The 25,740-nt window shown below is 70.6% G+C and carries 23 protein-coding genes, 2 pseudogenes and 1 riboswitch; of the genes and pseudogenes, 16 read left to right on the top strand and 9 right to left on the bottom strand.

The window, feature by feature from the left end; all coding sequences use genetic code 11:
- Nucleotides 1-102 precede the first annotated feature (102 nt).
- The 6 genes from gcvPA to ACF08M_RS12425 all read left to right on the top strand — a co-directional run bounded on the left by gcvPA (nt 103) and on the right by ACF08M_RS12425 (nt 7,054).
- Nucleotides 103-1,494: an aminomethyl-transferring glycine dehydrogenase subunit GcvPA gene (gene gcvPA, locus ACF08M_RS12400; protein WP_392185184.1), complete on the top strand. Its 1,392-nt coding sequence runs from the start codon at nt 103-105 to the stop codon at nt 1,492-1,494.
- Nucleotides 1,491-3,083: an aminomethyl-transferring glycine dehydrogenase subunit GcvPB gene (gene gcvPB / locus ACF08M_RS12405; RefSeq protein ID WP_392185185.1), complete on the top strand. Its 1,593-nt coding sequence runs from the start codon at nt 1,491-1,493 to the stop codon at nt 3,081-3,083. Before gcvPA ends, gcvPB begins: the two co-directional genes overlap by 4 nt.
- Nucleotides 3,080-4,327 (top strand): ATP-NAD kinase family protein, encoded by a 1,248-nt coding sequence (locus ACF08M_RS12410; RefSeq protein ID WP_392185186.1) that lies wholly within the window; start codon nt 3,080-3,082, stop codon nt 4,325-4,327. The genes gcvPB and ACF08M_RS12410 overlap by 4 nt, the downstream gene beginning before the upstream one ends.
- Before the next feature lie 37 nt (nt 4,328-4,364).
- The gene (locus ACF08M_RS12415; RefSeq protein WP_392185187.1) at nt 4,365-5,111 is read left to right on the top strand and encodes an SDR family NAD(P)-dependent oxidoreductase; all 747 of its coding nucleotides are present in this window, start codon (nt 4,365-4,367) and stop codon (nt 5,109-5,111) included.
- A gap of 49 nt (nt 5,112-5,160) precedes the next feature.
- Nucleotides 5,161-5,823 (top strand): GntR family transcriptional regulator, encoded by a 663-nt coding sequence (locus tag ACF08M_RS12420; protein ID WP_392185188.1) that lies wholly within the window; start codon nt 5,161-5,163, stop codon nt 5,821-5,823.
- Nucleotides 5,824-6,004: 181 nt separating this feature from the next.
- Nucleotides 6,005-7,054, top strand: a complete 1,050-nt coding sequence (locus ACF08M_RS12425; RefSeq protein ID WP_392185189.1) for an NAD-dependent epimerase/dehydratase family protein — start codon at nt 6,005-6,007, stop codon at nt 7,052-7,054.
- Between the two features lie 75 nt (nt 7,055-7,129).
- Here ACF08M_RS12425 and ACF08M_RS12430 read toward each other — a convergent pair whose 3' ends face one another.
- From ACF08M_RS12430 to ACF08M_RS12445, 4 genes and pseudogenes are all read right to left on the bottom strand, one after another.
- Complete coding sequence (locus ACF08M_RS12430) at nt 7,130-8,707, bottom strand: alpha/beta hydrolase (protein WP_392185190.1); 1,578 nt, start codon at nt 8,705-8,707, stop codon at nt 7,130-7,132.
- A gap of 158 nt (nt 8,708-8,865) precedes the next feature.
- A pseudogene (locus ACF08M_RS12435) lies at nt 8,866-9,388 on the bottom strand (urease accessory protein UreD); the annotation flags it as partial.
- Between the two features lie 294 nt (nt 9,389-9,682).
- Nucleotides 9,683-9,967, bottom strand: a complete 285-nt coding sequence (locus tag ACF08M_RS12440) for a type II toxin-antitoxin system Phd/YefM family antitoxin (protein ID WP_392185191.1) — start codon at nt 9,965-9,967, stop codon at nt 9,683-9,685.
- 561 nt (nt 9,968-10,528) lie between these two features.
- Nucleotides 10,529-10,864, bottom strand: coding sequence for a DUF1214 domain-containing protein (locus tag ACF08M_RS12445; RefSeq protein ID WP_392185301.1), 336 nt, complete (start codon nt 10,862-10,864; stop codon nt 10,529-10,531).
- Nucleotides 10,865-10,935: 71 nt separating this feature from the next.
- Here ACF08M_RS12445 and ACF08M_RS12450 point away from each other — a divergent pair, with 71 nt between their 5' ends.
- The gene (locus tag ACF08M_RS12450) at nt 10,936-12,564 is read left to right on the top strand and encodes an IS200/IS605 family accessory protein TnpB-related protein (RefSeq protein ID WP_392185302.1); all 1,629 of its coding nucleotides are present in this window, start codon (nt 10,936-10,938) and stop codon (nt 12,562-12,564) included.
- Between the two features lie 42 nt (nt 12,565-12,606).
- On the opposite strand, the pseudogene ACF08M_RS12455 reads toward ACF08M_RS12450, so the two are convergent.
- From ACF08M_RS12455 to ACF08M_RS12465, 3 genes and pseudogenes are all read right to left on the bottom strand, one after another.
- Nucleotides 12,607-13,473, bottom strand: a pseudogene (locus ACF08M_RS12455) (DUF1254 domain-containing protein); the annotation flags it as partial.
- A 937-nt stretch (nt 13,474-14,410) separates the two neighbouring features.
- Nucleotides 14,411-15,208, bottom strand: a complete 798-nt coding sequence (locus ACF08M_RS12460) for an APH(3') family aminoglycoside O-phosphotransferase (RefSeq protein WP_392185192.1) — start codon at nt 15,206-15,208, stop codon at nt 14,411-14,413.
- Nucleotides 15,209-15,289: 81 nt separating this feature from the next.
- Complete coding sequence (locus ACF08M_RS12465; RefSeq protein ID WP_392185193.1) at nt 15,290-15,577, bottom strand: hypothetical protein; 288 nt, start codon at nt 15,575-15,577, stop codon at nt 15,290-15,292.
- 107 nt (nt 15,578-15,684) lie between these two features.
- Here ACF08M_RS12465 and ACF08M_RS12470 point away from each other — a divergent pair, with 107 nt between their 5' ends.
- The 3 genes from ACF08M_RS12470 (at nt 15,685) to ACF08M_RS12480 (ending at nt 17,681) form a co-directional block, all read left to right on the top strand.
- Nucleotides 15,685-16,320 (top strand): ATP-dependent Clp protease proteolytic subunit, encoded by a 636-nt coding sequence (locus tag ACF08M_RS12470; protein ID WP_392185303.1) that lies wholly within the window; start codon nt 15,685-15,687, stop codon nt 16,318-16,320.
- A 7-nt stretch (nt 16,321-16,327) separates the two neighbouring features.
- Nucleotides 16,328-16,636 carry a hypothetical protein gene (locus ACF08M_RS12475; RefSeq protein ID WP_392185194.1) on the top strand — a complete coding sequence of 103 codons (309 nt, stop codon included), beginning with the start codon at nt 16,328-16,330 and terminating at the stop codon, nt 16,634-16,636.
- Between the two features lie 403 nt (nt 16,637-17,039).
- Nucleotides 17,040-17,204: riboswitch (cyclic di-AMP (ydaO/yuaA leader) on the top strand.
- A 3-nt stretch (nt 17,205-17,207) separates the two neighbouring features.
- Entirely contained in the window at nt 17,208-17,681 is a 474-nt protein-coding gene (locus tag ACF08M_RS12480; RefSeq protein ID WP_392185195.1) for a C40 family peptidase, read from the top strand.
- A 745-nt stretch (nt 17,682-18,426) separates the two neighbouring features.
- Here the strand turns inward: ACF08M_RS12480 and ACF08M_RS12485 are convergent.
- Nucleotides 18,427-18,858, bottom strand: coding sequence for an ATP-binding protein (locus ACF08M_RS12485; RefSeq protein WP_392185196.1), 432 nt, complete (start codon nt 18,856-18,858; stop codon nt 18,427-18,429).
- 203 nt (nt 18,859-19,061) lie between these two features.
- Between ACF08M_RS12485 and ACF08M_RS12490 the strand changes: the two genes are divergently transcribed.
- The 3 genes from ACF08M_RS12490 (at nt 19,062) to ACF08M_RS12500 (ending at nt 21,157) form a co-directional block, all read left to right on the top strand.
- Complete coding sequence (locus ACF08M_RS12490) at nt 19,062-19,922, top strand: helix-turn-helix domain-containing protein (protein ID WP_392185197.1); 861 nt, start codon at nt 19,062-19,064, stop codon at nt 19,920-19,922.
- Nucleotides 19,923-19,946: 24 nt separating this feature from the next.
- Nucleotides 19,947-20,153, top strand: coding sequence for a DUF397 domain-containing protein (locus ACF08M_RS12495; RefSeq protein WP_392185198.1), 207 nt, complete (start codon nt 19,947-19,949; stop codon nt 20,151-20,153).
- A 545-nt stretch (nt 20,154-20,698) separates the two neighbouring features.
- The gene (locus ACF08M_RS12500; protein WP_392185304.1) at nt 20,699-21,157 is read left to right on the top strand and encodes an NUDIX domain-containing protein; all 459 of its coding nucleotides are present in this window, start codon (nt 20,699-20,701) and stop codon (nt 21,155-21,157) included.
- A 35-nt stretch (nt 21,158-21,192) separates the two neighbouring features.
- On the opposite strand, the gene ACF08M_RS12505 is transcribed toward ACF08M_RS12500, so the two are convergent.
- On the bottom strand, nt 21,193-22,374 hold the full coding sequence (locus ACF08M_RS12505) for an 8-amino-7-oxononanoate synthase (protein WP_392185199.1): 1,182 nt from the start codon (nt 22,372-22,374) through the stop codon (nt 21,193-21,195).
- A 142-nt stretch (nt 22,375-22,516) separates the two neighbouring features.
- Here ACF08M_RS12505 and bioB point away from each other — a divergent pair, with 142 nt between their 5' ends.
- Genes bioB through bioD form a run of 3 tightly spaced genes read left to right on the top strand, consistent with a single transcriptional unit; the run spans nt 22,517 to nt 25,701 of the window.
- Nucleotides 22,517-23,695: a biotin synthase BioB gene (gene bioB / locus ACF08M_RS12510; protein WP_392185200.1), complete on the top strand. Its 1,179-nt coding sequence runs from the start codon at nt 22,517-22,519 to the stop codon at nt 23,693-23,695.
- Nucleotides 23,688-24,992, top strand: a complete 1,305-nt coding sequence (locus ACF08M_RS12515) for an adenosylmethionine--8-amino-7-oxononanoate transaminase (RefSeq protein WP_392185201.1) — start codon at nt 23,688-23,690, stop codon at nt 24,990-24,992. Before bioB ends, ACF08M_RS12515 begins: the two co-directional genes overlap by 8 nt.
- Before the next feature lies 1 nt (nt 24,993).
- Nucleotides 24,994-25,701, top strand: coding sequence for a dethiobiotin synthase (gene bioD / locus ACF08M_RS12520; protein WP_392185202.1), 708 nt, complete (start codon nt 24,994-24,996; stop codon nt 25,699-25,701).
- The last annotated feature ends 39 nt before the right edge of the window (nt 25,702-25,740 follow it).

Raw genomic sequence — 25,740 nt, forward strand, 5'->3', positions numbered from 1 at the left:
ACTGAATGACGGAGCCCGCCGTCAAGAGGTGTACACCCAAAGACTTTTGCTGCTGTGGTCCATGACTGACCCGACCGAGTCGGCTCACGCGAAAGGCGCGGCATGACGTCACCCCAGGACTCCGTCCACTCCTACACCCACCCCTACATCCCGAACGCGGTCCCGGCCGTGCGGCAGGCGATGCTCGACGAGATCGGCGCGGCGAGCGTCGAGGAGTTCTACGCCGACATCCCCGACGGCATCCGGCTGCACCGCCCCCTCGATCTGCCGGCCCCGCTGCGTTCGGAGGCCGAACTCACCCGCCACATGGAGGAGTTCCTCGGCCGCAACACCTCGACACGGCAGACGCTCAGCTTTCTCGGCTCCGGCTGCTACCAGCACCACGTACCGGCGGTCGTGGACGAGGTGGTCAACCGCAGCGAGTTCCTCACGGCGTACGCCGGCGAACCCTACGAGGACCACGGCCGCTTCCAGGCGCTGTGGGAGTACCAGTCGATGATGGCCGAGCTGCTCGACGTCGAGATCGTCAACGTCCCGGTGTACGACGGCTTCCAGGCCTCGGGAACCGCCCTGCGCATGGCCGGCCGGATCACCGGCCGTCGCCGCGTGCTCGTCGCCACCGCGATCGACACCGACAAGCTCTCCCGCATACGCGACTACGTACGCCCCGACCACGACGTGACGGTCGTCCCGGTCGCCCCGGGCACCGGGTGCGCCGACCTCGACGCGGTACGTGAAGCACTCGCCGCCGGTGACACGGCGGCGGTGTACGCGGACACGCCCTCCGCACTCGGCATCGTCGACGAGGCGCTGCCCCGCCTCGCCGAACTCGCCCACGAGGCAGGGGCGTTGTTCGTCGTGGGCTGCAATCCGCTCACGCTCGGCGTGCTCGCACCACCCTCCGCGCACGGCGCCGACATCGCGTGCGGCGACATCCAGCCGCTCGGCCTCCACCAGAGCTTCGGCGGTGGCAATGCGGGCTTCATCGCCACGCGCGACGAGGAGGCACTGGTCGCCGAGTACCCGTCACGCCTGTTCGGCCTGGTACCGACGACCGTCGAGGGCGAGTACGGCTTCGGCGACGTCGCCTACGAGCGGACCTCGTTCGCGCTGCGCGAGGAGGGCAAGGAGTGGGTCGGCACGGCCGCCGCGCTGCACGGCATCGGCGCCGGGGTCTATCTCGCGCTGATGGGACCGCAGGGCATGCGGGAGATCGGCGACACGATCCTCGCGCTCACCGCGTACGCCCGTCGGCGCCTCGCCGAGGTACCCGGCATAGAGGTCCCGTACGGCGACACCCTGCACTTCGCCGACTTCACCGTCCGCTACACGGGCGGCAGGACCGCCGCCGAGATCCGCGCCGGGCTGAAGGAGCGGGGCATCTTCGGCGGCGTACCGACCGGCGAGCACGAAGCCGCGTACTGCGTCACCGAAGTCCACACCAAGGCCGACATCGAGCGGCTCGCCGCGACCCTGGAGGAGATCGTCAAGTGACCGCTCCGCACACGCCCGTGTCCGTCTCCCCCGAGGAGGCACGCATCGCCGGCAAGCCGCGCCTGCGCCGTTTTCAGCAGGCGTCCTGGGACGAGAAGCTGATCTTCGAGCTCGGTTCGCCGGGCGAGCGGGGCGTCCTGGTGCCGGCCGCGGACCCGTCCATCCCGAAGGCCCGGATACCCGCCGTCCTGCGTCGCGCCGAGCCGCCCGCGCTGCCGGAGATGTCCCAGCAGCAGGTCCTGCGCCACTACTTGCGACTGTCGCAGGAGAATCTGGGCGCCGATCTGAACATCGATGTCGGCCAGGGCACCTGCACCATGAAGTACAGCCCCAAGGTCAACGACCAGTTCGTCCGTGACCCACGGATAGCGGCGCTGCACCCGCTCCAGGACGAGGACACGGTCCAGGGCGTTCTCGGGATCATCCATGGCCTGGAGCAGCTCCTGAAGGAGATCTCCGGCATGGACCGGGTCTCGCTCCAGCCGGGTGCCGGATCCGCCGCGATCTACACGAACGTCGCCATGATCCGCGCCTACTTCGCCGCGCGCGGCGAGTCGGAGCAGCGCGACGAGGTCATCACGACGATCTTCTCCCACCCGTCGAACGCGGCCTGTGCAAAGACGGCGGGCTTCAAGGTCATCACGCTCCACCCGGACGCGGACGGCTACCCGGACATCGAGGCCCTCAGGGCGGCGGTCGGCCCGCGCACGGCGGCGCTCCTCATCACGAACCCCGAGGACACGGGCATCTACAACCCGCGCATCGAGGAGTTCGTGCGGATCGTGCACGAGGCGGGTGGCCTGTGCTCGTACGACCAGGCCAACGCGAACGGCATCCTCGGCATCACGCGCGCCCGGGACGCGGGCTTCGATCTGTGCCACTTCAATCTGCACAAGACGTTCTCGACGCCGCACGCGTGCGGCGGCCCGGCGGCGGGCGCGTGCGCGGTCTCCGCGGACCTCGCCCCGTATCTGCCGCGTCCCACCGTCGAGTTCGACGGTTCGGCCTACCGTCTGGACGACGACCGGCCCGAGTCGGTCGGCAAGATGCGGCCGTTCTACGGCGTCGTACCGAACCTGGTCCGTGCCTACGCCTGGATCATGTCGCTGGGCGCGGAGGGCCTGCGGGCCGCCGCCGAGACGGCCGTCCTCAACAACAACTACCTGCTCCACAAGGTCCGGCAGATCCCGGGCGTCTCCATCCCCTACGCGGCGGGGCGCCCGCGCGTCGAGCAGGTCCGCTACAGCTGGGAGAAGCTCCACGAGGACACCGGTCTGCACTCCGAGGACATCGGCCTGCGCGCCGCGGACTTCGGTACGCACTACTGGACCAGCCACCACCCGTACGTCGTGCCGGAACCCATGACACTGGAGCCGACGGAGTCCTACACCCGCGCCGACCTCGACGAGTACGCGGCGATCCTCGCGGAGATCGCCCGTGAGGCGTACGAGGACCCGGAGACCGTTCGCACGGCACCGCACCGCTCGGCCATCCACCGGGTCCGCCCGGAAGCCCTGGACTCCCCGGCGACCTGGGCGGTCTCCTGGCGCGCCTACCGCCGCAAGGTGCTCGGCGAGGCCGGCCGGTGACGAGGATCGGCCTGGTGGTCAACCCGGTCGCCGGCCTCGGCGGGCGGGTGGGCCTGGGCGGCACCGACGGCCCGGACCGGCCCCGGGTGGCGCTCTCGCTGGGCGCACGTCCCTTGGCAGGAACGCGCGCCACTGCGGCTCTGGCCGAACTGGCGGCTCGTGCAGGACAGTTGACAGAGTTCAGGGGTCCTGCGCGGGACGGCCGGGGCGGCGAGTCGAACGAGATCAGCGGTACGCGGGCCGGGGCGGCGGCCGTCGCCCCGGTCGGCCACCCGCCGGGCTCCGGACTTCTCGTCGTCACCGCCGCCGGCCCCCTGGGCGCCGACTCCGTCGCCGCCGCGGGGCTTGCGGGGCGGGTCGTGTACGCCGCGGGCGCCGATAGGCACACCTCGGCCGCGGACACGGCCGCCGCGGTGCGGGCCGTCGTCGCGGAGAACGTCGGCCTCCTTCTCTTCGCCGGCGGCGACGGCACCGCGCGGGACGTGCTCGGCGCCCTCCGCAACGTGCCATGCCCGGTCCTCGGCGTACCGACCGGTGTGAAGATGCACTCGGCCGTCTTCGCGGTCAACCCGCGCGCCGCGGGTGAAGTCGCGGCGGCGTGGCTGGCCCGCAGAAGCACCGTCCGGCTGCGGGACGCCGAGGTGATGGACCGGGACGAGGACGCCCTGAGCGAGGACCGCGTCGCCTCGCGGCTCTTCGGATGGCTGCCCGTCCCCGATGTGCCGGTCCGCGTACAGCAGCGCAAGGCCGGCAGCACCGTCACCGCGCCCGAGGCGGTCGGCGGCATCGCGGCCGATGCCGCCGAACGCGTCGGGGACGGGCTGCTGGTGCTCGGCCCCGGCAGCACCACCCGGGCGGTCGCGGCGGCGCTCGGCGCGGAGGTCTCGCTCACGGGGGTCGACGTGCTCCGCCTGCGGCCCGGCCGTCAGCCGCGCATCGTGGCCCGCGACGCGGGCGAGGACACCCTCCTCTCCATCGGCCCCGCCTGGATCGCCCTCTCCCCCATCGGCGGCCAGGGCTTCCTGCTCGGCCGCGGCAACCAGCAGATCTCGCCACGCGTCCTGCGCGCGGCGGGCGGCCGCGAGCGCCTGCTCGTGCTGTGCACGGAACAGAAACTGGCCGCGCTCGGCGGCCGCCCCCTGCTCCTCGACACCGGGGACGACGCGCTCGACGCGGAACTGTCCGGCCACCTCCCCGTCATCACCGGCAGGCGGCGCACGTCGCTGTACCGCCTGGCCACATGACCTCTCATGCCTCCCATTGCCCCAGAAGGAGCCCAAGATGATCTCCCTTGACGGCAAGCGTGCCATCGTGACCGGCGGCGGAGCCGGAATCGGCCGCGCCACCGCCCAGGTCCTCGCGGAGCTCGGCGCCCGCGTGGTGATCGCCGATATCGACACGGACGGCGGCGAACGCACCGCGAAGGACACCGCAGGGACCTTCGTACGCTGCGACGTGTCACGGCGCGAGGACTGCGAGGCCGTCGTACACACGGCGCAGGAGCGGTTCGGCGGCGTGGACGTCCTCTTCAACAACGCCGGCATCATCCGCCGCTCCACGGTCTGCGAGATCACCGAGGACGACTGGGACCTGGTGATGGCCGTGAACATCCGCTCGGTGATGCTGATGAGCCGCCTCGTGATCCCGGGGATGGCGGCCCGGGGCGGTGGTTCCGTCATCAACACCGGTTCCGGATGGGGCATCCGCGGCGGCGGCCGGGCCGTCTCGTACTGCGCGTCGAAGGGTGCCGTCGTCAACATGACCCGCGCGATGGCCATCGACCACGGCCCCGACAACATCCGCGTCAACTGTGTCTGCCCCGGTGACACGGCGACCGGAATGCTCGCCGAGGAGGCCCGCCAGCTGGGTGAGAGCTCCGACGCGTTCTACGCCGACGCCGCCGATCGGCCGCTCGGCCGGATCGGGCAGCCCCGCGACATCGCCCGGACCGTGGCGTTCCTCGCCTCCGACGCCTCGGCGTTCTTGAGCGGAGCGATCATCCCGGTCGACGGCGCCGGTACCGCGTGACCCGCCGGTAGCGGATAATCGACCGGACCCAAGGGGAGGGCAGCCTCACATGCCAATCGAAAATCGCCCGCTGCGCGAACAGGTCAAGGAGGAACTGATCAAGCGCCTCGGGCGCGGCACGATCGCGACCAGCGAGCCGATCAACGAGGGGCAGCTCGCCACCGAACTCGGCGTCAGCCGTACCCCGCTGCGCGAGGCACTGATCACGCTGGAGCGCGAGGGCGTCATCACCAGCGAGCGCGGCAAGGGCTTCCGCTTCACGCCGCTCAGCGCCCAGGAGTTCCGTGACCTGTCCGCGATCGTCGCGACGCTGGAGGCGCTCGCCCTGGAGTCCAGCGATCCCGAGCACCTGGCGGCCACGGCCCCCCGCCTTCTCGAGGAGGCACGCGCGTTCTCGGCCCCGCAGGCCCCGCACGACGTCATAGAGCGTTACGACGACGCGTGGCACGACCTGCTGCTGTCCGGCTGCACGAACAACCGCCTGATGAAGCTGATCACCTCCCTGAAGGTGACGATGCACCGCTACGAGCGGGTGGCCCTGGGCGACCAGGACATCCTGGAGCGTTCGGCGGTGGAGCACGAGCGGATCGCCGAGTGCCTGCAACGTGGCGACCTCGACGCGGCCGTCGCGGCGCTCAAGGAGAACTGGAACAGCGGGATGCACCGGATCCTGGAGCATCTGAAGGACTCACCGCGGGCGCCGGGATCCTGACGAGGACGGCAAGGACGCAAGTGTGCGGGTCCAGACTCCGGGACGTGACCCGCGCGGCTGCGGCGGTGAGGGAGCCGGGCCGGGCGATCGGGGAAGTTCCCGGAACTGCGACGCTGACAGCGGATCCGCGCAGGGTGAACTCCGCTGGTCCGGGCCGCGGTTCCGTCCTAGCGTGCCCGTCATGGCCAAGGGAAACGCATGGGTTCTGGGAGCGACGGGACAGATCGGGCGAGCGGCCGTGCGGGCGCTCGTCGAGGACGGCTGGGAGGTGACGGCCGCTTCCCGCGGCGGGGGCCGGGACACGCGGTGGGACAGCGCGGTGCGCACGACGGCTCTCGACCGGGACGAGGGCGGGGCTCTCGCGGCCGCACTGGGCGACGGTTGTGACGTCCTGGTCGACATGGTGGCGTACGGCGCGGACCACGCCCGCCAGCTGACCGGCCTCGCGGACCGGATCGGTTCGGCGGTGGTCATCTCCAGCGGTGCGGTGTACGAGGACGATCAGGGGCACAGCTTCGACACGCAGGGCGAGCCCGGCGGAGCCCCCCGCTACCCCGTTCCGATCCCGGAGACACAGCGCACCGTTTCGGCCGGCGATGCCACGTACGCGACACGGAAGATACGGCTGGAGCGGGATCTGCTGGCGGCGGGGGGCGTGCTGCCGGTGACACTGTTGCGCGCCGGGGCGATCCACGGGACGTACTGCCGCTCTCCCCGCGAGCTGTGGTTCGTGAAGAGGCTCCTGGACGGCCGGGGACGACGGGTGCTTTCGTACGGCGGTACGTCCCGATTCCATCCTGTTCACTCCTCCAACGTGGCCGAGTTGATCCGGCTCGCCGCCGGGCAGCCCGGTTCGCGGGTGCTCAACGCCGGGGATCCGCAGGCACCCACGGTCGCGGAGATCGGAGAGGCCGTCGACGCGGTGCTCGGCCGGAGCACCGAGACCGTGCTGATGGCGGGCGCGCCCGGGGAGGGCGGCGTCGGTTCGACCCCGTGGAGCGCCCCCCACTCCATCGTGTACGACATGACGGCAGCCGAGCGGGAGCTCGGGTACCGGCCGGTGACGGGTTACGCGCAGTCGCTTCCGGAGACGGTCGAGTGGATCGCCGCCCGGCTGAAGGACAAGGACTGGAGGGATGCCTTTCCCGCCATGCTGCGGGCGTACGGGGAGAAGCTCTTCGACTACGCGGCGGAGGACGCCTGGCTGGAGGCGTACGACCGCCGGGCGTGAGGCGGAGCCCGTACGCGAGAACGGGCGGCCGGTGGTGCGGGACCGCCGGCCGCCCGTGCCCGTGAGATGTGACCGCTACGGCTTCGGTGTGGCGTGCGGAGCGCACGTCACGTCGCTGCGGTCGGTCCTGCCCGTGAGCAGGTAGGTGTCCACCCGCTCGTTGATGCAGGGGTTGACCAGACCGGTGACGCCGTGCGAACCGGCGTCCCGCTCCGTGATGAGGCGCGAACCCTTGAAGCGCTTGTGCAGTTCGACGGCACCCTGGTACGGGGTGGCCGCGTCATGCGTGGACTGCACGATCAGCACCGGCGGCAGGCCCTTGCCGGACTTGACGTTCAGCGGGGTCTGCTGCTTGGTGGACCACGTCGCGCAGGGCAGGTTCATCCAGGCGTTCGACCAGGTCATGAACGGGTACTTCTGGTGCAGCCGGGTGTTGTCGCGGTCCCACTTCTGCCAGTTGGCGGGCCACTTGGCATCCGCGCACTCGACCGCCGTGTACACGGCGTTGCCGTTCTCCGAGGAGATGTTCCCCGCGGTGTCCGACATGTCCGGGCCCGCCGCGTCGACCAGAGCCTGGGTGTCGCCGCCCAGGTAGTCGCTCCAGGTTCGGGCGACGGGCGCCCAGGAGGAGTCGTAGTACGGCGCGCTCTGGAAGAAACCGATGAGCTCGGCGGGGCCGACGACGCCACCGATCGGGTTCTTCTTCGCGGCGGCGCGCAGCTCCAGCCACGCCTGCTCGACCTTCGCGGAGGTGTCGCCGATGTGGAAGACGGAGTCGTTCTTGGCGACCCATGCCTTCCAGTCGTCCCAGCGTCCCTGGAAGGCGATGTCCTGGTTCAGGTTGGCCTGGTACCAGATGTTGTCCTTCGACGGGTCGACGACGCTGTCGACGACCATGCGGCGGACGTGGTCCGGGAAGAGGGTGCCGTAGACCGCGCCCAGGTAGGTGCCGTAGGAGACGCCCAGGTAGTTGAGCTTCTCCTCGCCGAGGGCGGCGCGGATGACATCCAGGTCGCGCGCGGTGTTGGGCGTGGTCATGTGCGGCAGCATGTCGCCGCTGCGTTCCGCGCAGCCGTCCGCGTACTCGGCGGCGAGCTTGCGCTGGGCACGCTTGTCGGCCTCGGAGTCGGGTACGGGATCGGCCTTGGGGGCCTTGACGTACTCCTGGGGGTCGACGCAGGAGATCGGCGCGGAGTGGCCGACGCCGCGAGGGTCGAAGCCGACGAAGTCGTACGCCTTCGCCGTGTTCGCCCAGATCGCGTTCTTGTTGGTGATCCGGGTGGGGAACCGCATCCCCGAACCGCCGGGGCCGCCCGGGTTGTAGAGCAGGGCGCCCTGTCGCTCGTCCTTCGTACCGGTGCTGACGTGCCGGTCGACGGCGAGCTTGATCTGCTTGCCGTCGGGCCTGGCGTAGTCGAGCGGCACGGTCACCCAGCCGCACTGGATCGGCTTGGCCAGGGCCCAGTCGGCCGGACAGTCCTTCCAGTCGATGCCGGACCTGGCCGCCCGTGCCGCGGCGACCTGAACGCCACGTGCCTCGGGACCGCCGTGGTGCCGGCTTTCGGCAGTGGCCGCCGGTGCGGTTACCGCGCCCGCTATGAGCGTGCCCGCGATCAGAGCGCCGGCCGAGCCGAGCACTGCTGTGCGTCTCAAGTGGAACCTCCCCCACTATCCGAAGCGCCACCGGTGGTGGCGCGATTCATTCGGGACCTCTCGCGGATCTTGTCGTCTGTGAGGTTCCTGAGAACAGGCCGCACACCCACTTCTTTACCGAATCGATAACCGGACACCCGTGTCCCGCTGAGCGGTGTTCAGCCTGTCCGGGCGTCGAGTACGTCGTTCAGTGCCCCGCCCAGGACCCTGCGCAGCAGGCGCGCGTCGGGGGCGACCGCTGTCACCAGCACGGCCGGACCGGCGAGCGGAGTGAGGACGGCGGCCGGTCCCAGCAGGCGCGTTTCGGGGTATTCCTCCGCGAATAACGGGTCGACAACGAGGAGTTGGCCAACAGCCCGATGGCTGCCCAGGACGGCCGCACCATCCCAGCCGCCGGGCGCTCCCGGCCCGTACGCCACCTGCTGGTCGATGAGCGGACGGCCGGCGCGATGCACCGTGAGCCGGCTGCCGAGAGTGCCGGTGCCCTCGCCGTGACGGCCGAGGATCTGCTCCGCGCGCAACACCAGCCGTGCGGTGGAGGCGAGTTCGACCCGCGTGGTCATGCGCAGAGTGCTGCCGTGCGCCGAGACGAGCTGCTCCGGCAGCCAGCGGAGCTCGGCCCGGCTCCCCCACGCTCAACTCGATGTCGTACGCGGCGGGTCCGGCGCAGGCTTTCTGCCCCTACCGACCGCCGGCGCGCTCCCGGACTCTCCGGCGACGCCACCGCGGCGCAGAGGCCGGGCCGCACCGGCGCTCATCGGCGTGACCACCCCGACCGAGGTGGGCGCCGCGGCGCCCACCGGCAGTCAGCCCGGCGTGCTCATCGGCGACCGGTGGGCCGGGGCGCTCGGGCTCACCGTGCCGCCCATCGGCGGCACGGTGACGGGGGCTCGCCGCACAGGCATCCGGTACCCTCCGCCCACCGCCGGCAAGGTACGGCACGGGCACATCCGCGTCGCGGCCCGCCGGAAGCGCTCAGCCGCCCGGCTCGCGATGCCCCCGGTGTTCCGCCGCGATGCCGAAGCGCCGCCGTTCGCCGGGAGCGGACACCGAGGAGCCGACCGAGGAGACCGAGCTGATCACCTGCTCCTCGGCAGCCGCGCCGTCGGTTTCGAGTCGCTCCAGGTCAGCGGCCGAAACGAGCGCCACGAGCGGCTTGCCGTGCCGCGTCACGACCACTCTCTCGCCGCCGTAGACGACGCGGTTGATCAGTTCGGCGAGCTCAGCTCGGGCTTGCGTCACCGGAATCTCGTAGGCCATGCTCCCTAGCCTATGTAATGAAGGTCAGCCGTCCAGGTCAGCAGGCTGGAGTCCAGGAGGCCACGACCGGCTCGGTGGTGGCCCGGGCCGTCGTGCCCAAGTGCCGCGACGGCCGTTCCTTGCCGCCGATGTGACCTGGTCACCATCACCATGGGGAAGATCAGCGAGAACAAGCCGGCGGCCTCCTGCTCAGGCTGTTTCGCCTGGGGCCAACTGCCCGGCCGGTTCTGCCGCGGCTGCTCTACCTACGGCCGGCAACACGCCGTCGGCGAGTGCGTCGGCTGCTGGCTGCCGGCGGCCGGTCCCAGTCGATGACAAGCACGGATACTGCCGCCTCTGTCGAGCTCAGGCGACCTGGGCGATCAAGGGCCCGTTTCTCGTTGTGCTGGGCTTGGTGATCGCCTCGCGGGCCCCGTCAGAACGCAAAAGACCGCCAGCCCATGCGTGGGCTGAGGGTTGTGCGCCACCGACTTCACTGCCGCTGACGGACTGTTCACCCTGGCCGTGGTCCTGACCTGTCGTCGCCGCGCCGCGCTCGACCGACCTCGGGCGGGCGGCGTCTCAGTCGGCGGCGATGACGGGCGGGAGGGTGAAGGTGCCGTCGAAGACCGCGTCCTGGGGTTCGTACAGGCGCAGGATGGGCCGGAAAGGTCGTCCGGGCGGGGTGGGCAGCCAGTTGGCGCGGCGGTCGGGGTCGGAGGGCTCGGTGGGCTGCAGGTAGAGGGGCAGGGAGCCGTCGGCCGCGTAGGTCAGCTCGGGGGTGCGGTCGCCGATGGAGTAGCGGTCGGCGGGATGGTGGGCTGCTGTTGGTTTGCTGCGTTGAAGTGAGTTGTGGTGAGCATGAGTGAGTCCTGTCGGCGGCTTCGTGGGGTGGGAACGGGGGTTCTGGGGTCGAATGGGTGACCTTGGCGGCTGGTGCTCGTTGGACTGGGTAGCGGGTGTCCGGCCTTGAGGGAGGGGGTGTTGTGGTGGGTGGTGTGCGGGAGTTGGCGGCGCCGTTCGTGGTGGCCGGGCCGTGCGGGGTGGCGGTCCGGGACCGTCTCAAGCACCTCACGCCCCGCGACGAGGAGGTTCTGCGTGCGGTCGGTGAGCACCAGGGCCGTCTGGCTTCGCGCGATCTGAAGGCCCGTTGTGCGGATGGTCTGGAGCACAGCAAGGAGACCTGGGCGTCACGCAAGCGGGACCTGACCGGGGTGTCGTCGTCGCGGATCGCGGGTGCGATCACCAAGGCCACCCACGACCAGTGGGCGCTCGCCCGACGCTGCCAGGCTGCGCACATCCAGACGCTGGAAGCCGGGATCAGGACGCTGCGGCACCGCCTGTCCCTCCCCCTCGGCGCTCCGGGCACCAAGCGGGCCCCAGGCGGCTACCGGTCCAGGGGTGAGTGGTTCCACAAGTCCCGCCGCCTCGCGGCGCTGGAAGCCCGGCATGATGCTGCGGTCCGTGACCGGCAGGCCGGACGCGTCCGGGTCGTACGGGGCGGCAAACGCCTCCTCCACACCCGCCACCACCTCACCCGGGCCCGGCTGACCGAGGAGCAGTGGCGGGAGCGCTGGGAGGCGGAGCGCTGGTTTCTTGCCGCCGACGGCGAGTCGGGGAAGCGGTTCGGGAACGAGACCATCCGCGTCACCCCGGACGGCGAGATCAGCATCAAACTGCCCGCCCCACTCTCCCACCTCGCCAACACCAAACACGGCCGGTACACCCTCACCTCGACCGTAAGGTTTGCGCACCGGGGCGTGGAGTGGACCGACCGCATCACCACGAACCGGGCCGTCGCCTACCGCATCCACCTCGACACGAACCGCGGCCGCTGGTACCTCACCGCGTCCTGGCAACGCCCCGTCGTCCAGACGATCCCGCTGGCCACCGCCCGCGCCCGGGGCATGATCGGCGTCGACACCAACGCCGACCACTTCGCCGCCTACCACCTCGACCCACACGGCAACCCCACCGGCGACCCGCACCGCTTCCCCTACAACCTGTCCGGCACCGCTACTCACCGCGACGCCCAGATCCGCCACGCCCTGACCCGCCTGATCAACTGGGCCAAGCAGGCCGGTGTTGCCGCGATCGCCATCGAGGACCTCGACTTCACCACCGAGAAGACCCGCGAGAAACACGGCCGCAGGAAACGGTTCCGGCAGCTGATCTCCGGCATCCCGACCGGCAAGCTCAGGGCCCGGCTGGTCTCCATGGCCGCGGAGCAGGGCCTGAGCATTGTCGCGGTCGACCCCGCCTACACCAGCGTGTGGGGTGCCCAGCACTGGCAGAAACCACTGGCCACCCCCAAGCGAAAGATGTCCCGTCATGATGCCGCCGGCATCGCGATCGGACGACGCGCCCTCGGACACCCGGTCCGGCGTCGGACGGCACCGCCCCCACACGACCGGAGAGATCGTGCGGGGCATCGGACCGCCCAGGCCAGGCCAGGCACCCGAGGACGTGAGGGAACCCGCCCACCCGCCACGGACCACGCCCCCAAAGACGTGCCGCCGAACGGGACGAGAAAGCGGCAACCCAGCGCATCCAACACCGTTCGGGACGCGCCCAGCACACATGATTGGGTCCAGGACCCACTCATGCACACTGGTTAGGAACGGTTGGCGACCAGGTAGTAGTCCGAGCGAGTACATGGTGATCGACCAGAAGGCGTCGACGGGCGGCAGCGTGCCGAAGCGCATGGTGTAGGCGCGGCTGCCGTCCAGTTGTCGGCCGTCGCCGTCGACGAACGTCATGGCGTACGCTGCCTCGTAGCCGTGGTTGCCCCACAGTCCGGCGCGGGCGGCGGCGGCCCGGACCGTGCGGGCCTGCGCGCGGTCGGGGATGATCCAGCGCGGGTCGTGCTCGGTGCCGACGCTGAAGTGGTCCAGGTTGTAGTCGAAGGCGTGGTAGGCCAGCCGCCAGCCGTTCTGCTCGGGGCCGACGCCGTGCTTGGTGAACTGCTCCATCTGCTCCTTGCCCGCCCGCAGCCCGGCGCGCAGGGCTGCGGAGAGTGCCGCGTCCGCGCTGGTGTAGGGCGAGGCGGTCTTCAGCAGCCCCAGCGGCTGGAACTTCTGCTGGTAGTCCTGGTCGTCGGTGGCCGGCGGCAGCGCCCGCATCCACAGCCGCAGCTTCTCGAAGAACTCCAGGTCCTCGCCCACGCCCGGGCCCGGCGACGCCGGCCGGCTCCAGGGTGAGGGCCTGCTGCAGGGCGGCCACCGCGGGCAGGTCCTCGGCACGGCACCGTCCCAGCCGGGCGGCGTGATCAGGAAGGTTCCCGCACCGGTTCCGGTGGCCCGGCGCCCGACGTAGGCGAAGTTGTTCGTCCACGCGTCCACGAACTGCAGCACGTAGTAGCGCCCGGCCGTGTCCGGCACCCGCAGCAGCAGCGGGCCCGCGCCCAGGTCCAGCTGCGCCATCGAGTAGACCGTGTCGTTGTTGATACTGACGAAGGTGTCCTCGGGCCCGGCGAGCTTGCCGGCGTGGCTGAAGGCGTTGAACGGGGCGGGCGCCATGTTGCCCATGTGCGGTGAACCGCTGCACCTGTTCCAGAATGAACACCGGCGGGTAGCCGTAGACGTACGCCTCGGCCGCCAGTACCTCAAGGTCCGACATCACACACCCCGCATCGTTCGAAGACTCCGGTGTTCGGATCGTCACCCGGTATGGGCCCTCCCGCCACCGGTCCGCTCCGGGCGCCGCGAAATGCCGCGGTCACCTGCAACGCTCCTCAGCGCGGGATGGCGTCACTCGACAGCCCCGAAACTCCCTGACCACCGCATTCCGTCGGTGCCCCACTGACACCGCCCAGCCGGGGCCGCGTGGTCCTCACCCGGCCTGTCCCCACTGCCCAGCGCGGAAGCACGAGGCGGGCCCTGGCCGCGTCTTGTCAGGGAGGCAGCCCCCCGGGGCCCGCACCCCACACGCTGTCGAGGCCGCAGCCACGGCCCCTTCGGACACTCCCCCCTGAGCCGGTCACCCGATCAGCGGCTCCCAATCACGCCGGAGTGGCTCCCAATCACCGCGGAGACCACCGGCCGTGGTCGAGTACATCCCCGCCGCAGGAACGACCGAGCGCATGGTTGTCGGGCTCAGCCCGATCTGGCGCCCCCTTTTCCTGGCCGGAGGTCGACTGGGAGCAGCTACGCGCAGTGGAGAAAGGCTGGCGCTCGCCGCTCGCGTCGCTGCGCCCGGCACCGGCACCGGCACCGGCACCGGCACCCGCCAGCCGTTCCTGCTCTGGGCAAGATCCGTTTCAAGACGGGCCCTGGTTCGGCGCAGCGCCGGTCGGGTCGCGGGCCTGGCTGGTCGTGGTCGGCGCGGTCGACCCGGCGGCGTAGCAGCTGCTCGTCATCACGGTCCATCCGTTCAGCCTGGCAGCCGCCACTGACAGCCGGGGCCGGTCGCGTCACCTGCGGAAGCGGAAGAGCCAGGTGCCGTCGGCCGGGCCCACGCCCGGTATCAGAAGAACTCGTCCAGGAGCTGGTAGAAGGCGGTCTTCGCCGGATCGACGCGCTCCGCGCCGTACCGCTCGACGAAACGCTGTACGCAGTGCGGACCGAACCACGGGTCCTCCTCGCGCGACAGTTCGCGCATCGCGAGGGCCAGGTCGGCGTGCCGGTCGGCGCGGCCGAGCCGGCCCACGTCGATCACCCCGGTCAGCCTGCGCGTCTCCGGGTCGAGCAGCACGTTGTCGGGGCACAGGTCCCCGTGGCAGACGACCAGGTCCTCCCGGGGCGGGCGGGTGCGTTCGAGTTCGGCTCGAAGTCGCCATTCCGACCAGCCTGCCCGCTCCTCCTCCAGGTCGTCCAGGTCGACCAGGCCCGCCTCCAGGTGGTGCAGCGCCTGCGGGATCATCACGTCCAGGCTCGCGTCGAACGGACACTCCGCGACGGGCAGTTCGTGCAGCTGCCGGGCGACGTCGGCCATCACCTCGGCCACCTCGGTGCGCTGCGCGGTGGGCCATTCCTCGGCGGCCGAGATGCCCGGTACCGCCTCGGTGACCAGCCAGGAGACGGTGTCGCCGGAGCCCAGGCCGACGACGCGCGGGACTGGCAGGCCCTGCGCCGCCAGCCATTCCAGGCGGTCGGCCTCCGCCTTGAGGTCGAGGCCGGTGTCCGGCTGGACGGGGACGAGTTTGGCGTACAGCTCGCCGGGGCCCGTGAGGTGGTGGACGAAGGCTCCGGAGTCGCCTTCGGTGACCGGCGTCCAGGTATGGCGGGGGTAAAGCTTTTGGACTTCTTCGTACGTGTCGCTCATGGGAGACACCCTGGCCGATGCCCGGACCCCGCCGTGGGCGTCACGCAGCACAGGGGCGGGAATGAGCCGTTCCCGCTGCGGTCATGACGAGGTGGCGGACGGTTTTCCCGTGCCGTCACCGCTGCCGTCGCCTTCCGGGGGTTCGAGGTTCTGCACCTTGCGCGCCTCCTCGACGATGGTCAGCACCGCGTCCGGGGTGGCCGGTGACAGCCCCTCGGCGCGCAGCGCCAGGTTGCGGACCCGGAAGTCGCGGAGCGCGACGGCCGGCCGGAGCTGGGAGTTGACCCGTTCGGCCATGTCCTCGCTGAGGAAGTACTCGGGCGGCACACCGAAGTACTCGGCGAGCACGTCGAGTTGCTCCAAGGTCACGCCTCCATCATAATTTTCTGTACGTCCTGTACATTTTTTACAGACACTTGCGCAGGCCCCGCTTGCGCGAGCCCCGTACAGATCCCGGAGGAGAGGCTTCGCCCATGCTGTTCCGCCCCGCCGCCCGCCATGTGCTGCCCGAGTTCACCGAGCGCACGACCAACGGGACCCGCACCCTCGACCCGTACTCCAAGCTGCTCGCCGAACGGATCGTCTTCCTCGGCACCCCGGTCGATGACACCGCGGCCAACGACCTGATCGCCCAGTTCATGTATCTGGAGCACGCCGCCCCGGACCGGCCCGTCTCCCTCTACATCAACTCCCCCGGTGGCTCGTTCGGGGCCATGTCCGCGATCTACGACACGATGCAGTACCTCACCTGCGAAGTGGAGACCTACTGCCTCGGCCAGGCGGGTTCCTGCGCGTCGGCGCTGCTCGCGGCGGGCGCTCCCGGCAGGCGGCACGCCCTGCCCGGCGCCCGGGTCGTCGTGCAGCAGCCCGCACTCACCGAGCCGATGCAGGGCCAGCCGTCCGATCTGGAGATCGAGGCACGGGAATGGGAACGGGTCCACGAGATGCTCATCACACTGCTGGCCCGTCATACCGGCCGTGATGCCGGCCGGATCGCCGACGATATCGAGCGCGATCTCATCCTCGACGCCCCGGGGGCCAAGGCATACGGCCTGGTGGACCACATCACGGAGAGCCGGAAGTCCTCGCTCCCGCCGCAGGGCACGCGGTGAACGCCCGATGCAGCCGTCCGAGTTGCCGCCGCTTCCCGCACTGACGTGCGCCGAGGGGGAGTTCATCGACCGCTATCTCGAAGTCCTCGACCAACTGGGCCGGATCAACCCGGCCCACGGAGGCGACACCTACAGCGCGCTGCGGGCCGCACAGGCGCTGGCCTCACGGGCGGGCGCGCTGCGGGACGCCCTCGCGTCGATGCACGAGCGAGGCGAGGCACAGCTCCACGCCGTCACCCTGGCGCGGGCACTGCGAGTGCTGGACGGGGAACGACGGGCCGGACGCGTCACCGTACCCCCCGCTCCGGCGAGTTGATCAGCCGTTTTCGCACCGGACCCCGACGCGGCCGGCCCAACTCCCCGCGCCCCACTCGAAGGGGCAGCCAACTCCCCTTCGCGACACGCCCGGTGGCCACATCGGAATTCCTAGCTCTTTCGGCGTAGAAAGTCCCCCTCACGAGGGACATCTCAACTTGCGTTTTCCGGGTGATCAGTGGGCGGAATCTTTGATTCCGCCCCTGGTACGGGGCTGGCCCGAGTGACCGTCGGGAACCTCCGAAAACATCCGCTCCACCCGAACGGGTCAGTCGTGAGGAGCCTCACAAATCACTGTTTCCCCTCGGAAATCCGGCAGTCGGTGAGTCAAGATCCCTGGGACGACAAGCCCCCGCCACCGCGGCGGGGCGGTCCGGGCGGACGCCGAGTCCTGCCGCCGCGCGGATGACTGGTCGACAGAAGTGGATCGGCAGGAGTGGAGGACCCGAGCACAACGGGCCGACCGGATCAATGGTCGGCCCTCGGGGTGAAGCCGCCGAGCGCGGCCGGGCAACTTCGCCAGCCCGAACCCGACAGGTCATCCTTCACAGGCGGCTGACGAAGGGTTGCGCATGACTGCGCAGGTTCATGTCCCGTCTCTGCTCGCCCGGGCCGGCACGGCCTCGGTTCTGACTCTGGCCGCCGTCGGCGGCACCATGCTCGTCCCGGGCGCGGCTCCGGAAGCCCAGGCGGCGACTCTCTCCATGAAGGCGCTGAAGGTCGCCGCGTCCAAGAAGGGATCGCCGTACAGGTGGGGGGCCACCGGCCCCAACCGCTTCGACTGCTCGGGCCTGACGGTCTACTCGTTCAAGAAGGCGGGCAAGAAACTCCCCCGCACGGCCCAGCAGCAGTACAACAAGGCCCGCCACATCTCGGCCTCGCACAGGCAACGCGGCGATCTGGTCTTCTTCCATTCCGGCCGCAGCGTCTACCACGTGGGGATCTACGCCGGCCATGGCAAGATCTGGCACTCGCCGAGATCCGGCGCGGTGGTCCGGCTGGAGAAGATCTGGACGAAGCGGGTCTATTACGGACGGGTCCGCTGACACCTGTCCGGCGGATCGCGGACCGGGGCGCGGACCTCGGCCGCGCCCTGCCGGGCGAGGCCCGCACTCCGGCGCCGGTCCGCCCCTTCTCGGCGCCGGAGGGACCTCGGCACGAGGGGCGTCGCCGCGGTGGCCGCCGGCGAGGTCGACCTCGCGCTGGGCCACGTGTACGAGCCGATGACCCCGGCCGGCCCTCCGGGGTACTCGCCGAGCCGCTGCTGGTCGAGGAACTGATCCTGATCACGGGGCGGGACAGATGCCGGCCGAAGGCGCTGGGAGACTGCCGGTGCCGGAGCTCGCGGGGCGGCCGCTGATCAGCAGCGCGCCGACCCATCGGCCGCGTGGCGGGGTGGAACAGGCGTTGGCCCAGGTGCGGCGACGGCCCGGCGACCGGGCGGTGACGGCGGGTGATCGAGCGGTCGAGGGTGTGCGGTCAGCGTGCGGTCGGGCATCAGCGCGACAGCCTTGGCGTCATAGGCCGGCAGCGAGCTGCCCACGAACAGGTGCCGGTCACGGTGCGGCCCTCGTACAGGTCGGGCGCATGCACGACATGCCCCTCGGTACGTGATGTGTCGGCGCAGACCGTCACGCCCGGGGTGAGGCCCCGAGCAGGATGAAACAGCACGGCTTCGGCCACCATGGATCTCCCACAGTCGTCGGGCAGGAACTGATCCACAGATCCAGCGCACTGCTCGGGGAGTGCGGCCGGCGGCCGACCGCGGGGAACGTCGCGGACGCAGGCCGGTCAGTTCTGTACGGGGATGCTCCACGGGAGCTCGATCCAGACCGTCTTGCCGCCGTCGGCGGTGGGGGTGACGGTGAGTCGGCCGCCGCATTCCTTGGCCAGCGAGCGAATGATCACCATGCCCCGCCCATTGTCCTGCTGAACGGCGGCGGGCAACCGCCGCGGCCGGCGTGGGTGGCTGTCCCTCACCCCCAGGTGCAGATTCTCCTCCCGCTCCAGCCTCAGCTCCACGGTGAAGGTGGGCGACTGCCCGAACGTGTGCTGGACGGCGTTGGTCGCGAGCTCCGAGACGATGAGCCGGATGCTGTCGGCGAACTCGGTGCCGACGGCGAGACCCCATTCCGTGAGCACCCGGTCCACATATCTGCGGGCCGCCGCGACCGAGACCGGCTCGCTCGGCAGAGTGACGTGTGCTTCTTGATGGTCTGCCATGGCGAGCCGTCCCTTTCCCACCCGGACCGACCCACGTTCGGCCCAAGTTGCGCTTCGCGCCAGATTGCCACTGATGCTGCCCTCTGTGACGGCGATCCACCAAGATATGCATATATCTGTCGCTCAATGCGGTGAACCTGCCGCGCAAGGCCGCATGCGGACGCCACACTGTCCGCTCGGCAGAAGAGGGAGGGAGGCCGCAGATGCACCATGGCCCTGCGGTACGACGCCGCAAGCTCGGGGAGGAGCTCCGGAGTCTGCGCCATGTGTCGGGACTGACCAGCCGGGACGCCGCGCGGATGCTCGGCTGGCACCAGTCGAAGGTGAGCCGGATCGAGACCGGTGTCAGTGGAGTGCGGCCGGCCGATGTGGCACGGCTGCTGGACACGTACGGCGTGGACGACCCGCAACTGCGCACGCTCCTGGAAGCGTTGGCGGGTTCGGCGGGCGGTGGCGGCACCGGCTGGTGGCATGCCTACCGTGGTCTGATTCCGCCCCAGTACCGCGACTTCATCAGCCTGGAGTCCCAGGCGCGTACCGCGCGGACCCTGGAGACCTCGGTGGTACCCGGGCTCCTGCAGACGGCGGACTACGCCCGTGCGGTGACCCTGGCGTCACTCGACGGATTACCCGCCGGCCAGCTGGACTCCCTGGTGGAGGTACGGCTCGCCCGGCAGGGGGTGCTGCGGACCGATCCGCCGCTGCGGCTGAGCGCGGTGCTCGACGAGGCGGTGCTGCGGCGCCAGGTCGGCGGGTGCCGGGTGATGCGAAACCAGCTGCGCCATCTGACCCGTGTGGCTCAACTGCCCCACGTGCAGCTTCAGTTGTTGCCCTTCTCGGTCGGCGGCTACGCCGGCCTCACCGGCCCTTTCGTTATCTTCTCATTTCCGAACACTTCTGATCTGGACGTGGTAGTTCTCGACCATTTGACGAGTAGCCTCTATCTGGAGCGGAAAGAAGACCTTGAGGCGTACAGCTCGGCCTTCCGCACGATGCAGTCACACGCGCTGTCGCCGCAGCACTCGTTGGAGCTCATCGCCGCGATCGACCGCGACGGTCAGTGACCCCGGACTGCCCGAGGGGGCGTCATGTCGGATTGCCTCGCACAGCACGAGTTACGGTGGCGGCGCAGCAGCCGCAGCACGGGTATGAACAACTGCGTGGAGGCCGCCCCGTTCGGTGACGGACGGCTGACCGTACGGGACTCCAAGGATGTGTCCAGGACACCGCTGCGGTTCTCCGCGGCGGCCTGGACCTCCTTCGTCTCCGGCCTGCACCGGGGGTCGGTCGGCTGACGGGGGCGGCTTGCGGGCGGGCGCCACGGGCGCGGGCCCGTCCAGGCCCTCATTGGCGCCCTGGACGGGCCCGGGTCGCCGCCGCGCTTGTCCTTCTCTACGCGCAACCCGTCATCCGCATCGTCCGCATCACTACCAACGACGTCATCGACGACGGGACCACCGTCTCCGTCCGGCTGGGAGATCCGCCCTCCCCACTTCCGGAGCCCGTCGCTGACCTCATGCGGGCATGCGTCCAGTCCTGCCAGCACCTGCCCTACGCCAGCAGCAGAAGCTCACAGTGGCTCTTCCCCGGCCGCCGGCCCGGACAGCCGATGAGACCCGGTCAGCCTCCAAGTCCACCTGCGGGAGATCGGCGTCCCGCCGCACCGCGGCAGGACCTCCGCGATCCGACAACTCGTCCTCCAGGCCCCGGCTCCCGTCATCGCGAAGGCGTTCGGTTACCACGACAAGACAGCCACTCGCCTGGTCACCGAAGCCGGAGGAACCTGGAGCCGATACGCCCCTGGCGACCATGAACGGCGCAGATGACTGACAATGCCGGGATGACCCGACCCAGAATCCGTGTCGCCGCATACGTCATCCGGAACCGCGCCGTCCCCGAAGTTCTGGTCCTCGACCACATCGGTATGCCGGAGGCCGGCACCCAAGTCCCCGCGGGGGGAGTCAAATCAGGCGAAGAACCAGAAGAGGCGGTCCTTCGAGAGGTCGCCGAGGAAACCGGTCTGCTGACAGCCACGGTCGTCCGACAGATTGCCGTGGAGAGCAAGCCCCATCCCGACACCGGTCAGCCACGACGAACCACTTTCTTCTTTCTGCAGGCATCGGCAGAAACCCGCGATGCGTGGAACCACCACGTCAAGGGCGCCGGAAAGGACGCCGGCCTCATCTTCACCTGCCGGTTCCTCCCCCTGCCTCTGGAACAACCCCTGGCGGACGACCAAGACGCATGGCTGGGCCACATTGCCCCGCGCTGGACCACCCTCACCGTCGACAGTCAGTAGTCAGAGGTCGGCCCAGCCGCTGAATACGCGACACCTCAGCATGCGGGCTCACCAGTCCCGAGGGCCGGAGCGGTCCGCCGCACGATCGCCACCGCGTCGGCGATCTGCTCCTCGGTCAGATCGGCTCGCGCGGTCAGCCGAAGCCGGGAAACACCGTCCGGCACCGACGGCGGCCGGAAGCACCCCACCGCGATTCCGGCAGTACGGCAGTCGGCCGCCCAGCGCACCGCCGCGTCCGCCGAGGGCGCCCGCACCGAGACCACGGCCGCGTCGGGGCGCACAGCGGTCAGACCGGCCGCAGTCAGTCGCTCGTACAGCGTGGTGGCGACCCCACGGACCCGGCCGACGCGTTCCGGCTCACGGCCGAGCAGCCGCAGGCTGCCCAGCGCGGCACCGGCGGCAGCCGGCGCGAGGCCCGTGTCGAAAATGAACGTACGGGCGGTGTTGACCAGGTGCTCGATGACCCGGGCCGGGCCGAGTACCGCTCCGCCCTGGCTGCCCAGGGACTTGGAGAGGGTGAGCGTGGTGACGATGCCGTCACCGCCCGCGAGACCCGCGGCCGCGGGCGCGCCCCGGCCGCCCTCCCCCAGCACACCCAGGCCGTGCGCGTCGTCGACGAGCAGCGCGGCACTCTCCGTCCGGCAGGCGTCGGCCAGTTCGGGCAGCGGCGCGGCGTCGCCGTCCACCGAGAAGACCGAGTCGGTAACCACCAGCGCGCGGCCCCCGTGCATGCGCAGGGCCTGGCGTACGGCGTCGGGATCGGCATGCGGCACGACTGCGGTCTGGGCCCGGGAAAGCCGGCAACCGTCCACGATGGAGGCGTGGTTGCCCGCATCGGAGACGATCAGCGAGCCGCGGCCGGAGAGCGCGGTGAGCGCGGCGAGGTTGGCCGCGTAGCCCGACGACAGGACCATGGCCGCTTCGAACCCGCAGAAATCGGCCAGTTCGTGTTCGAGTTCGGCGTGCAGCTCGGTGGAGCCGGTGACGAGACGCGACCCGGTCGCACCCGCGCCCCACCGGTGCGCGGCCTCGGCGGCGGCAGCGATGACCTCGGGGTGCCGGGTCAGGCCCAGATAGTCGTTGCTCGCAAGGTCCAGGAGTGCGGGTTCGGCGGGCCGGGGGCGGAGCGTACGGACAAGTCCGGCGTCCGCACGGCGGCGCGCCTCGTCGTCGATCCAGTCAAACGGAGAGAAGGGGGAGAAGGGAGAGAAGGGCATGAGCGGTCCCTTTTGTAGGCAGTTCACAGACCCTAGCCGGATGCGCAGCAGGTCATGGTGTGGCAATACACACACCCCAGACGGGCTCTGTTGTCCGGTTCCTCCTTGGCTACGGGTCATGCCGTAGGCCAGGATCAGTGCCATGGACCTCCTGAACACACTGGTGGACAAGGGGCTGCGGCGCGAGCTGCCGACCCGCGAAGAAGCACTCGCCGTACTGGCGACCTCGGACGACGATCTGCTCGACGTGGTGGCCGCGGCCGGGAAGGTGCGGCGTCAGTGGTTCGGGCGTCGCGTGAAACTGAACTATCTGGTCAATCTCAAGTCCGGGCTCTGCCCCGAGGACTGCTCGTACTGCTCGCAGCGACTCGGCTCGAAGGCCGGGATCCTCAAGTACACCTGGCTGAAACCGGATGAGGCGTCGAAGGCCGCTGCGGCCGGGGTGGCGGGTGGCGCCAAGCGGGTGTGTCTGGTGGCGAGCGGTCGCGGTCCGACGGACCGTGATGTCGACCGGGTCTCGGAGACCATCGAGGCGATCAAGGATCAGCACGAGGGCATCGAGGTGTGCGCCTGTCTCGGTCTGCTCTCCGACGGACAGGCCGACCGGCTGCGTTCGGCGGGCGCCGACGCGTACAACCACAACCTCAACACGTCCGAGGGGACCTACGGGGACATCACGACCACCCACACCTACGCGGACCGGGTGGAGACCGTGCGGCAGGCGCAGACTGCCGGGCTCTCCGCGTGCTCCGGGCTGATTGCCGGGATGGGAGAGAGCGACGCCGATCTGGTCGATGTCGTCTTCTCGCTGCGCGAGCTGGACCCGGACTCGGTGCCGGTGAACTTTCTGATCCCGTTCGAGGGAACCCCGCTGGCCAAGGAGTGGAACCTCACCCCGCAGCGATGCCTGCGCATCCTGGCAATGGTCCGGTTCGTCTGCCCGGATGTGGAGGTACGTCTCGCGGGCGGGCGCGAGGTGCATCTGCGCTCGATGCAGCCGCTCGCCCTGCACCTGGTCAACTCGATCTTCCTGGGCGACTACCTGACCAGTGAGGGGCAGGCGGGGCAGGCGGATCTGGACATGATCACGGACGCCGGTTTCGAGGTGGAGGGAGCGGGGACGACGACGCTGCCCGCGCACCGAGCGGAGGCGGGCGGCGGCTGTGGTTCGCACGACGGCGGCTGCGCGCCCAGCGGCGACCGGCCCGGGGACGGTGCCGAGGCACCGGTGGCCGGGGCCGAAGAGGTCCCGGCCGCGCGCACGGATCTGGTCGCGGTGCGCCGTCGCGGTGCGGGCACGGATCTCGCCCCCAATGCCTGAGGCCCTCGCCCCGGCCGAGCTGCGGTCCCTGGACCGGGCCCACGTCTGGCATCCGTACGGCCCGATGCCGGGACGTCAGGAGCCGCTGGTCGTGGAGTCCGCGTCCGGGGTGCGGCTCCGGCTCGCCGAACCGGCCCACGGACAGCGCGAACTGGTCGACGGCATGTCGTCGTGGTGGTCGGCGGTGCACGGCTACAACCACCCGGTGCTCAACGCAGCGGCACGCGGCCAGCTGGACCGGATGAGTCATGTGATGTTCGGCGGGCTCACCCATGAGCCCGCCGTGCGGCTGGCCACCAGGCTGGTGGAGATCACCCCGGAGCCGCTGCGGCACGTCTTCCTCGCCGACTCGGGTTCGGTGTCGGTCGAGGTCGCGGTGAAGATGTGTCTGCAGTACTGGCGCTCGGCCGGGCGGCCGGCCAAGCAGCGGCTGCTGACCTGGCGCGGCGGCTACCACGGGGACACCTGGCAGCCGATGTCGGTGTGCGACCCCGAGGGCGGCATGCACGAGCTGTGGTCGGGCGTACTGCCCCGGCAGGTCTTCGCGGACGAGCCGCCGGCCGGTTTCGAGGCGGATCCGGATGCCGCGTACGCGCGTCACCTGCGAGAACTGATCGCTGAGCACGCCGAACAGCTGGCCGCGGTGATCGTGGAGCCGGTGGTGCAGGGTGCGGGCGGGATGCGGTTCCACTCCCCCGCCTATCTGCGGGTGCTGCGCGAGGCGTGCGACGCGCACGACGTGCTGCTGGTGTTCGACGAGATCGCCACGGGCTTCGGCCGTACGGGAAAGCTCTTCGCCGCCGGGCATACCGGGATCTCGCCCGATGTCATGTGCGTGGGCAAGGCGCTGACCGGCGGCTATCTGACGATGGCGGCGACGCTGTGCACCTCTCGGGTGGCGGAGGGCATCTCGCGCGGCGAGGTGCCGGTGCTGGCACACGGACCGACGTTCATGGGCAATCCGCTCGCCGCCGCGGTGGCCTGCGCCTCCATCGACCTGCTGCTCGGCCAGGACTGGGAACAGGAGGTCCGGCGGATCGGTACGGGGCTGCGTAAAGGTCTCGCTCCGGCGGCGGAGCTGCCCGGGGTGCGCGATGTGCGGGTGCTGGGCGCGATCGGCGTCGTACAGCTCGACCACGAGGTGGACATGGCGGCCGCGACCCGGGCGGCGGTACGGGAGGGCGTGTGGCTGCGGCCGTTCCGCGATCTCGTCTACACGATGCCGCCGTATGTGACCGGTGACGACGATGTGGCGCGGATCTGCCGCGCCGTCTGCGCGGCAGCGCGGGAGGGCTGAGATGACGGTTCTGGTGGTGACGGGTACCGGCACGGAGATCGGCAAGACGATCGTGACGGCGGCTGTGGCGGCGGCGTGCCGGGATCGCCGCGTAGCGGTGCTCAAGCCCGCGCAGACGGGGCTGGCGCCCGGCGAGCCCGGGGATGCCGCCGAGGTGGTACGGCTGGCGGGAGGTCATGTGACCGCGGTCGAACTGGCCCGGTTCCCCGAGCCGTTGGCCCCGGCCACGGCCGCCCGCAGGGCGGGTCTCCCGCCGGTGCGGCCGTACGAGATCGCCGAGGCGGCCGAGAAACTGGCGACCGAGCACGATCTGGTGCTGGTCGAGGGTGCGGGCGGACTGCTCGTGCGGTTCGACGACGAGGGCGCGACCCTCGCCGACGCGGCCCGGCTGCTGGCCGCACCGGTTCTGGTCGTGACCCCGGCCGGGCTGGGCACGCTCAACGCCACCGCGCTTACCTCGGAGGCCCTGCGGGCCCGGGACCTGGAGTGTCTCGGTGTGGTGGTGGGCAGCATGCCCGCCGAGCCGGATCTCGCGGCGCGCTGCAACCTGGCGGACCTTCCGGTGGCGGCGGGCGCCCCGCTGCTGGGTGCGGTGCCGGCTGGTGCGGGGGCGCTCGGGCCGGCCGACTTCCGCGCACGGGCCGGGAGTTGGCTGGCGGCGGAGCTGGGCGGGAACCGGCCCCCGGATGAACGGCCGAGCCGTGGCTGACGGGGGAGAATCGAAGTAGCCGTACCGTGCGGGTCGAGC

This window comes from Streptomyces sp. NPDC015032 (genome assembly GCF_043080425.1).
Taxonomy (GTDB): Bacteria; Actinomycetota; Actinomycetes; order Streptomycetales; family Streptomycetaceae; genus Streptomyces.

Coding starts and splice junctions, on each gene's coding strand:
- ACF08M_RS12420 (WP_392185188.1), top strand. CDS start 5,161: ATGCCAATCGAAAATCGCCCGCTGCGCGAACAGGTCAAGGAGGAACTG.
- ACF08M_RS12500 (WP_392185304.1), top strand. CDS start 20,699: ATGACCCGACCCAGAATCCGTGTCGCCGCATACGTCATCCGGAACCGC.
- ACF08M_RS12505 (WP_392185199.1), bottom strand. CDS start 22,374: ATGCCCTTCTCTCCCTTCTCCCCCTTCTCTCCGTTTGACTGGATCGAC.
- ACF08M_RS12490 (WP_392185197.1), top strand. CDS start 19,062: ATGCACCATGGCCCTGCGGTACGACGCCGCAAGCTCGGGGAGGAGCTC.
- bioB (WP_392185200.1), top strand. CDS start 22,517: ATGGACCTCCTGAACACACTGGTGGACAAGGGGCTGCGGCGCGAGCTG.
- ACF08M_RS12480 (WP_392185195.1), top strand. CDS start 17,208: ATGACTGCGCAGGTTCATGTCCCGTCTCTGCTCGCCCGGGCCGGCACG.
- ACF08M_RS12515 (WP_392185201.1), top strand. CDS start 23,688: ATGCCTGAGGCCCTCGCCCCGGCCGAGCTGCGGTCCCTGGACCGGGCC.
- ACF08M_RS12440 (WP_392185191.1), bottom strand. CDS start 9,967: ATGGCCTACGAGATTCCGGTGACGCAAGCCCGAGCTGAGCTCGCCGAA.
- ACF08M_RS12485 (WP_392185196.1), bottom strand. CDS start 18,858: ATGGCAGACCATCAAGAAGCACACGTCACTCTGCCGAGCGAGCCGGTC.
- gcvPA (WP_392185184.1), top strand. CDS start 103: ATGACGTCACCCCAGGACTCCGTCCACTCCTACACCCACCCCTACATC.
- ACF08M_RS12460 (WP_392185192.1), bottom strand. CDS start 15,208: ATGAGCGACACGTACGAAGAAGTCCAAAAGCTTTACCCCCGCCATACC.
- ACF08M_RS12495 (WP_392185198.1), top strand. CDS start 19,947: ATGTCGGATTGCCTCGCACAGCACGAGTTACGGTGGCGGCGCAGCAGC.
- ACF08M_RS12475 (WP_392185194.1), top strand. CDS start 16,328: ATGCAGCCGTCCGAGTTGCCGCCGCTTCCCGCACTGACGTGCGCCGAG.
- ACF08M_RS12425 (WP_392185189.1), top strand. CDS start 6,005: ATGGCCAAGGGAAACGCATGGGTTCTGGGAGCGACGGGACAGATCGGG.
- bioD (WP_392185202.1), top strand. CDS start 24,994: ATGACGGTTCTGGTGGTGACGGGTACCGGCACGGAGATCGGCAAGACG.
- ACF08M_RS12415 (WP_392185187.1), top strand. CDS start 4,365: ATGATCTCCCTTGACGGCAAGCGTGCCATCGTGACCGGCGGCGGAGCC.